Annotated in this window: 11 protein-coding genes; 4 read left to right on the forward strand and 7 right to left on the reverse strand. The window is 55.8% G+C overall.

All coding sequences use genetic code 11. The features are described 5' to 3' along the window. Positions 1-97: 97 nt before the first annotated feature. A complete protein-coding gene (locus Pla100_RS18100; RefSeq protein WP_146579114.1) occupies positions 98-670 on the reverse strand; it encodes a glutathione peroxidase in 573 nt (190 codons plus the stop codon). A gap of 167 nt (positions 671-837) precedes the next feature. Here Pla100_RS18100 and Pla100_RS18105 point away from each other — a divergent pair, with 167 nt between their 5' ends. Both Pla100_RS18105 and Pla100_RS18110 read left to right on the forward strand, forming a co-directional pair. Next, entirely contained in the window at positions 838-1,572 is a 735-nt protein-coding gene (locus Pla100_RS18105; RefSeq protein WP_146579115.1) for an SDR family oxidoreductase, read from the forward strand. A 100-nt stretch (positions 1,573-1,672) separates the two neighbouring features. Then, positions 1,673-2,455, forward strand: coding sequence for a hypothetical protein (locus Pla100_RS18110; protein ID WP_146579116.1), 783 nt, complete (start codon positions 1,673-1,675; stop codon positions 2,453-2,455). 56 nt (positions 2,456-2,511) lie between these two features. On the opposite strand, the gene Pla100_RS30915 is transcribed toward Pla100_RS18110, so the two are convergent. From Pla100_RS30915 to Pla100_RS18130, 3 genes are all read right to left on the reverse strand, one after another. Further along, positions 2,512-2,706, reverse strand: a complete 195-nt coding sequence (locus Pla100_RS30915; RefSeq protein WP_197168045.1) for a hypothetical protein — start codon at positions 2,704-2,706, stop codon at positions 2,512-2,514. Positions 2,707-2,985: 279 nt separating this feature from the next. Next, the gene (locus Pla100_RS18125) at positions 2,986-3,924 is read right to left on the reverse strand and encodes a universal stress protein (RefSeq protein ID WP_146579117.1); all 939 of its coding nucleotides are present in this window, start codon (positions 3,922-3,924) and stop codon (positions 2,986-2,988) included. Between the two features lie 4 nt (positions 3,925-3,928). After that, complete coding sequence (locus Pla100_RS18130) at positions 3,929-5,326, reverse strand: ArsB/NhaD family transporter (protein ID WP_146579118.1); 1,398 nt, start codon at positions 5,324-5,326, stop codon at positions 3,929-3,931. 118 nt (positions 5,327-5,444) lie between these two features. Between Pla100_RS18130 and Pla100_RS30920 the strand changes: the two genes are divergently transcribed. Both Pla100_RS30920 and Pla100_RS18135 read left to right on the forward strand, forming a co-directional pair. Further along, entirely contained in the window at positions 5,445-5,615 is a 171-nt protein-coding gene (locus Pla100_RS30920) for a hypothetical protein (protein ID WP_197168046.1), read from the forward strand. A 74-nt stretch (positions 5,616-5,689) separates the two neighbouring features. Next, complete coding sequence (locus tag Pla100_RS18135; protein ID WP_146579119.1) at positions 5,690-6,871, forward strand: hypothetical protein; 1,182 nt, start codon at positions 5,690-5,692, stop codon at positions 6,869-6,871. An 18-nt stretch (positions 6,872-6,889) separates the two neighbouring features. Here the strand turns inward: Pla100_RS18135 and Pla100_RS18140 are convergent, their stop codons facing one another. Genes Pla100_RS18140 through Pla100_RS18150 form a run of 3 tightly spaced genes read right to left on the reverse strand, consistent with a single transcriptional unit; the run spans position 6,890 to position 9,129 of the window. Continuing rightward, positions 6,890-8,011 carry an AAA family ATPase gene (locus Pla100_RS18140; protein ID WP_146579120.1) on the reverse strand — a complete coding sequence of 374 codons (1,122 nt, stop codon included), beginning with the start codon at positions 8,009-8,011 and terminating at the stop codon, positions 6,890-6,892. A gap of 18 nt (positions 8,012-8,029) precedes the next feature. Continuing rightward, positions 8,030-8,767: a sensor histidine kinase gene (locus Pla100_RS18145; protein WP_315853485.1), complete on the reverse strand. Its 738-nt coding sequence runs from the start codon at positions 8,765-8,767 to the stop codon at positions 8,030-8,032. Next, positions 8,764-9,129, reverse strand: a complete 366-nt coding sequence (locus tag Pla100_RS18150) for an STAS domain-containing protein (RefSeq protein WP_146579122.1) — start codon at positions 9,127-9,129, stop codon at positions 8,764-8,766. Before Pla100_RS18150 ends, Pla100_RS18145 begins: the two co-directional genes overlap by 4 nt. Positions 9,130-9,800 lie beyond the last annotated feature (671 nt).

Here is a 9,800-nt window from a genome sequence, read left to right on the forward strand (position 1 = left end):
TCGCGGAGACCCGGCAGGCGGTTGGCGCATCGCTGAACGGCAATGGGCGCTGCCGGGTGTTCGTCGCAAAGCCTCCTCCACCCAGCCTACTTCACGACTACTTTGCGGCCAGTTGGGCTTCGATCGCTGAAACCAAATCTTCATCCGACGGCGCGGTCCGTGGGCTGAATCGATTGACCAACTTTCCATCACGGCCGATCAAGAACTTTTCAAAGTTCCATGAGATCGGTCCCGATCCGGCAGGCTTCGCGTCTTGGCTGGTCAAGTGTTTGTACAAGTCGCACGCGTCCTTGTTGACGTTCACTTTGCTCATCATCGGGAAAGTCACATCGTACTTGGTCGAGCAAAACTGCTTGATTTCGGCTTCGGTGCCCGGTTCCTGTCCACCGAATTCGTTGCAGGGAAAGCCGAGGATCACCAAGCCTTTGTCCTGGTATTTTTCATAAAGCGATTGCAGACCGGCGTATTGCCGAGTTAATCCGCATTTGCTGGCGACGTTGACGATCAACACAACCTTGCCTTCGTAGTCGTGAAGGTCGACGTTCTCACCGTCGATCGTCTTGGCCTGGAAACTCAGCGAGCATTCGTGGTCGGTCGACGAAGGTTCAGCAGAAACAGGTTGGGTCATCAGACATCCAAGAGCAAGAGTCAAAAGCAACATTCGTGACATCGGGAAGGTTCCGTAAGGAGGGGATTGGGGGCGAGAAGCCATTTTTGGCTCTCGCGATATCATATCCACTTGGCAATGCGAATGCGAACGGTGAAGATTCGGCGTTCATCTTTTGCGAACGGGTTCCGACCGCTGTCGCGTTCCCACACCAACTAGGAAACTCGACCATGAATCAACTACAGGGCAAAAACGTCGCCGTGATCGGCGGCGGAACGGGCATCGGAGCGGGAATCGCCCGCGAATTGGCGATGGCGGGAGCGAACGTGACCGTGGGTGGACGCCGCCGAGAACCACTCGAGGCGTTATCGCAAGCCACCGCCTCGCCGGTCAAAATCCGCACCCACACGATCGACGTCGCCGACAACGGGAGCATTGAAACGTTCTTTCAAGACTTTCGTGCCAACGTTGGCGATGTCGATATCCTCGTCAACAGCGCCGGGATCAATATCGTTAAACGCACGATGGCCGAAATGGACCCGGACGAATGGGATCGCGTGCTGCGGATCAATGCGACCGGAGCCTACCGATGCATGCACCAAGTTCTGCCGTCGATGCGAGACCGTCGCGACGGGTTGGTGGTGAACATTTCATCCGTGGCGGGAAAACGTGCAATCTCGCTCGGTGGTGTCGTTTACTGCGCGAGCAAATTTGCGATGACGGCGATGGGCACGGCCGTCGCCAACGAAGTCCGTCACGAAGGTGTGCGGATCACCAACGTTTACCCCGGCGAAGTCAACACGCCGATCCTCGACAATCGTCCCGTGCCCGTCTCACAAGAGCACAAAGAATCGATCCTGCAGCCTCAAGACATTGCGGGAATCGTATTGTCGATCTGTCTATTACCACCACGGGCTTGCGTACCGGAGATCGTGATCAAGCCGACGACTCAGGAATGGGTTTAATCGGCAAAAGTTTCCTGAACCGCACAATCGCGATAAGCCGATAACAAGAGAGAGCTTCTGTTATTGTTCTCCTCTTGCTCGTGTCATCGTGAAGGCTCCCATGCGGTCCGTGTTACCCACTCGCGAGTTCCTCGTCGATATCGCGTTGGTGGGGATCGCTTGCTTGGCACTGGTTTGCAGTTGGTTCCCCGTCGAGCCCGTCATCGTGGCCTCATGGCAGGATTCGGACGGCAAACGGGTGGAACGCCGCGTCGAAGGTCTCGGGCAAAACGCCGAGAAGATTCGCCACGCGGTCATCGCGAAGCTCACCCGACCCCGCTCAGCGAGCGTAGGGATCATGCGATGGCAACAGGAAACGTCACAATTCTATGCCGATGCAACCGCGGCCGCCGCGTCGAACGCAAGTGTGTTTCGCCAAGTTTCACACGCTTCGCCATCACCAGACGGTGACCGGGCCGTAGCTTGGCAAGCTTATTGGCAAGATCGTGCGACGCGGTCGGAGCAATGGCTTCAAGAACGAGCATCCGAGCAGGCCCGCGTCGTCGCGAGTTTTAGTGAGTCCCTGACGGTCTCCACGATCGAACCGCTAATCCCGGATCAACGAACGGCGGCGTTGGGTTTTGCGATCGCTCTGTCCGCAATGCTGTTGGGTTGTGTCTGGCGAGGTTTGTCTCCAGCACGCAGGTTCGTTGATGAGGCGTCTGAATCGCTTCTGTTACCACCCGCTTCACCGGAACCGACAAACACAGAAACCGCCGCGATGTCGTTTCGTGCCGCTTGGGTGCAAATCCGACAACCGCCGATCGTTCGCCTCCGCCAGGCCTGCGGATGGGCCATCGTCCTATCCGCCATCATCAGCATGACCATCCGTCTAACGATGTAACAACGTAGGCTGGGTCGCAGCGATAGCGGAGACCCGGCAGTTCTTGGTTCTTGGTTTTATGCCGAGCTTAAACCTAAACCTAAACCTAAACCTAAACCTAAACCTAAACCTAAACCTAAACCTAAACCTAAACCTAAACCTAAACCTAAACCTAAACCCGCTTTCCACACGACCAAATTCGTCCCCAAGGTCGGGCTCGTTTGAATTGCATCAACACCCGCCCACAGCGTCTTCGAGTGGATTCGCTGCACTCGTCCTCGTTCCAGCCCATCCGCCCGCTGGCCGGCCTGTTGATTTAGTCGTATACCGAATGACAACAATTAGCCGATGGACGTTAGCCCCGGTTAACGGCCGTGGGAACCGCCGCTAACGCGGTACGGCTAACTAAATCAACACGCCGTGGCGCTTCGGGCTTGTATGATTTGGACTTCGGCGGCATGTGAAAACTGCGGAAGGTCAGTGATAGCTGAGGAGGGGTTTAAGTTTAAGTTTTAGTTTAGGTTTAACTATTTTGGTAACGGGTAACTTTGCTAGCCGGGAACGTGGCCTGGAACGATGAGGATGGGATGAGGACTTCGACGGATTCGGTCTTGCACGAAACCCTGCGTGAATCGGTCGTCGACTTCCAAGGGCAATACAAGCAGTTGTTGGCCTGGATCGGAAAGAGGATTCGGCGGCGCCGTCTCGCCGGCTTGAGGAAGCAGGTGGTAATTCATCTTCATCTCATGAGCGGTGGCGTTCATCGCCGCATGAAGGTTTTGATGAGTCTTGGTCAAAATCTCGCTGAGCTTGGATGAATCGAATCGCTCACCGGGATGAATCGCCTCGATTAGCGAACGCACGTTCTCGAAATGTTCTTTCTCGACGACCAAGTTCAACGACACTTCTGCTTGAGGTGCGGCCATGCCGAACGCCCAACCGGCGGCCCGCGATTCCACGTCACATTCGCTGCTGACGAGCACGCAAACCCGCTTGACGCATTCAGCGAGCGTTTGATCGGTGCGGCGTGTGATTAGCAACGGCACCGGGCAACGCGACAACATCACGTCGATCACTGTCCCGGCGCTGTCCTGGCCGACGGTCTCGAAAGAGCGTCCGAACGGGCACGGAAGGATGACCAAGTTGACTTGATGTTGTTTGAGCGAATGCAAAATCGCGTCAAAGGCGTCCCCTTGGATTCGCTCGATCGAGCGGCTGTTTCCGATCTGCCCCACGGCCTCACCGGCCAATCCGGCTCCCTGGCCGACGTTCGCTTCGCGGGCATCCAGGATCAAAGTCTCGGTGTTGTGTCGCCCACGAAGATAGTCGGCCGATCGGATCGAAGTGAGATCTTGGTCGGACCCGTCGAGCACCAATAAAATCCGGGCCGGACGGATCGGAGGAATCGGCGCAGCGGAACCGACATGGGCACGTTCGAACAAACGCATCGCATCGTCAACTTCGCGGTCCAAGTCGTTGGTTTGGTCCATAGGGTCAGGTAGGGTTAAGGGCTTCGAGCGACGGGATCCATCCGCTACTGTGCAACCACAGCACGTACAGAATCGCGCCAGTGATTTGAAACAACATGATACCACCGCCGAGTTTCAGAAACGTTCCCCAACCGACGTGAACGCCGGCTTCTTTTTTCAACGCATAGATCGCGATCACACATGAGATCGATCCGATCGGCGTTCCGTTGCCACCCAAGTTGCAGCATATGACCAGCGTCCACCACAGCGGTTCGGCGGGGACTCCTGCGGGGCCACCGGTCACGTCTTGGACGATCGGGATCAACGTCGCGGCGACCGGGATGTTGTCGACGATCGAACTGGCAACCGCTGAAAAGACGCCCATCAGTGGCACCAACAACTCGATTCGATTGTCGGACAATGCGACCACTTGTTCGGCCACCCACTTGAGTGCCCCGGTCTGTTTGACGCAACCGATGATGATGAACAGCCCCATGAAAAACAGAATCACGGTCCAGTTGACTTTGCCGATCGCATCCTCGACGCCTTTGCCTGAGAACAACAGCGCGGCGGTCGCGCCGGCCATGGCGATGAAGTCCATTCCGACATGCAAGGGTTGGGCCAGCGCGAAACCGCAAACGGTGCCCAGCAAAATGATCGCGCTACGAAACAGCACGCGGCGGTCTTCGACCATCGCCCAAGGGTCGAATCCCTCGATCTGATACTTCAATGCCGCTTTGTCTTCGACGGACTGTTTCCAAGGCAGATCATTTCGAAAGAAGATCCGCAAACCGATGATGGCGATCACAAGGCTGACGACGGCGTACGGCAATGACACTTGCAAAAACTGCACATAAGGAATTTCGGCAGCCGTCCCAATCATGATGTTCGGCAGACCGCTGGCGAACGTAGCGATCGCGCCGCTGTTGGCGCACACCGCGACCGACAACAACAACGGCATCGGCTTGTAACCGAGTGACCGGCAGATCACCAACACCAGCGAACTGAGGATCAACATCGCCGGCACAATGGTCAGCACACTGACGAACAGGAACGTGACAACGCACAACGTGATGAACAAACGCTTCGCTTGACCTCCCGTCAAACGCACGATCCACATGCTGATGAAGTGAAACAGTCCACTCTTGCCGACCACGTCGACGAGGATCCCGGTGCCGATGATCACACCAAAGATGTTCAAGTCTTCTTTGAGGAAGTCGTAAATCTTGGGGTACTCAAACAGCCCCATCGCGATGCTGAGGATGATCAGGACGGCTGCACCACAGAGCGCCGCGACGGTCTTATGAAACCGTTCAATGGCAACGCCGACGTAAGTCGCCATCATCACGAGTGCAAACAGGATCATCACCCAAGCCGGTGACGAGGCGACAGGCATCTCGGTCAGCGAAGCGGCGAGCATCATCCGTAATCCTTCGATTGAGGCGTTTAAAGTAAATCAAGCTCCGTGGATACTCCCGAATCGCAAGCGTTCAAGATGCGCCTTTTTCGAGGCTTCCCCAAAACTGGCTTGACGTCGGAAAATGAGCCCAACCGATGCAGCGATCTTTGAAACATCACCCTGTGAGGAAGAACCCGCGAAGGTCATCTTCGACCAATCCGCCGGTTCGCTCAAGAGGTTCATCGTCAAGACGCCCGATACAAACCTGACGGTCCGTCTTTACCCGGCGGTCTTTCTTTTGGTACGCACCTAGTTCCGACACATCGCTCGCCCGTTCGAGCCGGTTTCTCCATCGCCCGCCACATTCGAAACAGGAAACGATTTCTGATGAGCAAGATGCTTCGAATTCGTTCGGTTTGGTCCTTAACACTGCTTTTTGCGATGCTCAATGCGACGACGATCGCGACCGCGGATGGTCCATCGCTGCTACGGATGTTCTCTCGCGGCGAGCGGATCGAAGCGGATGCATCCAAACCGTACCTGCTCACCCAAGAAGACGGTCCGTGGATGATTTTAGCACACACGTTTCTCGGCCCCGGATCGCAAGAACGTGCCGAACGATTGGTCATGGAAATTCGTCGCGACTTGAATTTGCCCGCGTTCTTGTACGAGAAGGAAATTGACTTTTCCGGCGAAGTGAATCCGGGGTCGCCGATCCAGCGAACCGGCGGCGCGGCGGCCTTTCAGCGAAAGATGCGGTACGCCAACGAAATCCGTTACGAAGCTCACGCGGTCTTGGTCGGCGAATACGACACCGCCGAACACCCACGAGTTGAGAGTGACCTGGAGAAGATCAAAACCGCGCAATGTGGTGTTTTCGGCGATGAAAAAGAGATGGCTGCGGAAACCGATATCCGTAATCCGGTCACGGCGGTCAAAGCCCTGCATCATCGACTCGTCAAGAAAATGGGTGACCCTAAACTCGGAGCGATGGGCAACGCATTCTTGACCCGCAATCCGATGTTGCCCGAAGACTTCTTTCAAGCCCCTGAAGTCGATGCGTTTGTTCGACACTTGAACGAAGGCAAGACGCACAGCCTGATTGACGAGTGCCCGGGAAAATACACGGTCGTGGTTCGGACATTCTCCGGTTTTAATACGATCGTCGACGGCAAGAAAGACAAAACATTCGAGCCCAGTGGCGAGCGACTCGATCGCTGTGCCGCCGATGCCGCCGAAATGGTTCGGCTGTTGCGAAAAGAAGGGGTCGAGGCATATCAATTTCACGACCGAACGCAATCGATCGTGACGATCGGCAGTTTCGAAAACCTGGGACGCGAACTACCCGGCGGCGGGTTCGAGTACGACGCACCGATCCTCGCGGTGATGAACGAGTACCGAGCCTTCAACATCGACGCGAACTTGGCCAATCAAGTCAAACAGAAAACGACTCAAGGCGTTCCCGTCAAATGTGTCGCGGAGCGATTCCCCTTCGACGTCCAACCGATGCCGATCAGCGTACCTAAGCCGAGCAAGCGAAGTCTTTACAGTGCCGCTATGGGGCGTTGAGCAAACCGGCCGTAACGATCAAACAGGAATGGCCGTCTGCCCGACGATCGATTCGATCACCTGTTTCGTTTCGTCGAGCGACGAAACGCCGTGACGAGAACTGACACGGTGGCCCAGCACAACCGGGGCAAGGTGTTGAACATCGTCGGGCAACACAAAATCGCGGCCCTGTAACCCGGCGTGCGCTTGAGCGGCTCGCAGCAACATCTTGCATCCTCGGGGACTGCAACCGACCCGCAAGCGGGCGTCTTGCCGTGTCGCCGTGGCCAACGCGACGACGTAGGTCGCTACTTTGCGACTGACCGTGATCGATCGCACCCAACGCTGCAGCACGATGAGATCTTCGACGTGCATCACTGCTGATAATCGGCTGACGGGTTCATGATCGGATTGTTCGAGTAACAGATTTACCTCGCTCGCCGCATCGGGATATTCCATTTTGGTCCGAAACAAAAATCGGTCCAACTGGGATTCCGGTAACGGAAACGTGCCTTCGAAACCGGCCGGATTCTGCGTCGCGATGACCATGAACGGGTGCTTGAGATCATAACGTCGGCCCTCGATCGTAACCTGAGTTTCCGCCATCGCTTCGAGCAGCGCGCTTTGCGTTCGCGGTGACGCACGATTGATCTCGTCGGCGACCAGAAGATTGCAAAACACCGGCCCCGGGCGGAACTCGAACTCCCCGATCGCCGGTCGGTAAATGGAACCACCCAAAATGTCGCCGGGCAATAGATCAGGGGTGCATTGGATTCGCTGGTATTCCAGATCAATCAAACGCGAAACCGATTTGGCCAGCGTCGTCTTGCCGACGCCCGGGACGTCCTCGAGCAGAATCGACCCTTCGGCAAGCAGCGACGTCAGCACCAACTCGATCACATCGGCTTTGCCACGAATCACCGTCCGCAACATACCAGAAACTTGGTTGAGTTTTTCCCACGCTTCCCCGATCTCGGTGGGCGGCGATTCAAGGGATTTCGGCGAACGTTCGTTGGTGAGCTGGCTCAAGCGATCGGAACTCGATGAGGGAAAAGATGGATCGGCTATTCGATCAAGGTGGATCGTTAGCGAGTGTCCTACAGCATACGCGATCGACCAGACTCGCCAACCGATCGGAGGCTCGGCCGAGCCAGGGTACATGGATTCTTCATCGGTCGTTCATGCCGGGATCGGTCCGGAGACGATCGCGTTGGTCCCTCCCCCCTCATCGGATTCGATTTGCAGTTCCCAGCCGACCGCTTCGGCCCGCCCGCGGACCCAATCCAATCCATGTCGGGTTGTCTTATCGAGAGCATCGGGATTGAAGCCGGAGCCGTCGTCGCGAACTTCGATTCGAACGCCTTGATCGGTTTGAATCGCATCCACGATGATCTGATTGGCGTTGGCATGGCGGACGGCGTTTCGGACCAACTCCGTGACGATGCGATAGATTGCCGCTCCCGTCGGTTCATCCAAACGTCCCGCCATAATCGATTCGGGCGGATCACCGACGAGGCAAGGCCAGGCAATATGGGGGCCTGCGGGGTCGTTCGATGAGCCTGGTTCGCCCGCCGAAGCGATGCCACTTTCGCCCGAGACGGCCAGACCGCTTCGAACAAGTACTTCCTCGATGAACTCCCACGCCGCGCGAAGGGGATCGCGAACGGCCGATTCGGGGTATGAGATCGCATTCATCAGATCCCGAGCGATCTGACGCGACCGATCCACCCAGTCGGCTGCATCCTTCAGGGTTGCACTTAGCTCGTCGTCGCGACGACGCAACTGCGACAACTTGGCCGCCGTCGCGTACAGGTAGGGCAACAACCCGTCGTGAATTTCCGATGCGATTTGCTGCCGCTCACGTTCGACCGCGATCGCGATGCGACGCTCGAGATCAGGCGTGTCGTGGGAACTCAGCTAAACCACCCTTTTTTGTCGAAACTGGAGATCGCTTTTTCTTCGGTGTCTTGGATGTCGAACAGCTTGTTCAGTTTTGTGATCTTGAAAACTTCCATCACGTTCGGCGAAACCTGACAAAACTTCAACGCCACACCTTGAGCTTTGCAGTGTTTGTTGAGCATCACCAACTTGGTGATCATCGCCGAAGACATGAACGACACACCACTGAAGTTCAGCACCATTCGCTTGTGTGCCGCTGACGGAACGGCTTCCTTGAGTTCGCGACCGATCAATTCGATCCTTTGGCTGTCGAGGATTTTCACGTCGGTGAAACCAACCACAAGGACGTCCCCCTGCATTTGGCTAGTGATCGAAGACATTCTCAAATTCCCAATAAATAATTGAAGAGGGGGGAGTATGAACGGGGGGCATGGAAGGGCATCGTTCCCTTCGAGGAAAAGTTTACCCGCCCGAGAAGCGGACGACAATCGTTCCAACTGCATTACGCGTCTGGGTGAAAAACGTCCAGGTTGATTCGCCGAGCAACAGGAATTCACCTTGAGTGAGAGCAACCTGATCACTATGATGCTGCCTTCCGAACCCACGTTGCGGAATATTGAATTCCTTTGACCTGGACTTTTGGGAACATAATTCCCCTTTGGGTCGTAATTCCAAGTGTAAATGCCCCGCCGATACAGGTCGCTTGGCTGAATTTATTTATGCGGCTACGCCGCAAAGATACAAGCCCGATGCGCAAGCGAGTGGAGTCGCTGGTATTGCGAAGTTTGGAGTGGATTCCCTCGCTCGCGCGTTTTGAAGTTGCGCTTTTGCCTGTGGCATTGGTTTATCGTAACCCGACGCGTAAGCGAGGGATGAGTCAATATCAATTATCCCTCGCTTACGCAGCGGGTTACGAAAAAAACGCAACTGGTATGTTGCTCTCTTAACAAAAACAAAGAAAGCAAAAGTCATCTGGACCACTGTGGGGAAGCTACCAGTTGTTTTTCCCACTCTAGCAGAGGCCCAGATGACCACTCTTAGTCCAACCCAA

It is taken from the genome of Neorhodopirellula pilleata, assembly GCF_007859915.1.
Taxonomy (GTDB): Bacteria; Planctomycetota; Planctomycetia; order Pirellulales; family Pirellulaceae; genus Rhodopirellula; species Rhodopirellula pilleata.

Excerpts from the sequence above, each read along its gene's own strand:
- Pla100_RS18140 (WP_146579120.1), bottom strand. The coding sequence starts at position 8,011 with ATGTACCCTGGCTCGGCCGAGCCTCCGATCGGTTGGCGAGTCTGGTCG.
- Pla100_RS30920 (WP_197168046.1), top strand. The coding sequence starts at position 5,445 with ATGAGCCCAACCGATGCAGCGATCTTTGAAACATCACCCTGTGAGGAA.
- Pla100_RS18135 (WP_146579119.1), top strand. The coding sequence starts at position 5,690 with ATGAGCAAGATGCTTCGAATTCGTTCGGTTTGGTCCTTAACACTGCTT.
- Pla100_RS18125 (WP_146579117.1), bottom strand. The coding sequence starts at position 3,924 with ATGGACCAAACCAACGACTTGGACCGCGAAGTTGACGATGCGATGCGT.
- Pla100_RS18105 (WP_146579115.1), top strand. The coding sequence starts at position 838 with ATGAATCAACTACAGGGCAAAAACGTCGCCGTGATCGGCGGCGGAACG.
- Pla100_RS18150 (WP_146579122.1), bottom strand. The coding sequence starts at position 9,129 with ATGTCTTCGATCACTAGCCAAATGCAGGGGGACGTCCTTGTGGTTGGT.
- Pla100_RS18100 (WP_146579114.1), bottom strand. The coding sequence starts at position 670 with ATGTCACGAATGTTGCTTTTGACTCTTGCTCTTGGATGTCTGATGACC.
- Pla100_RS18130 (WP_146579118.1), bottom strand. The coding sequence starts at position 5,326 with ATGATGCTCGCCGCTTCGCTGACCGAGATGCCTGTCGCCTCGTCACCG.
- Pla100_RS18110 (WP_146579116.1), top strand. The coding sequence starts at position 1,673 with ATGCGGTCCGTGTTACCCACTCGCGAGTTCCTCGTCGATATCGCGTTG.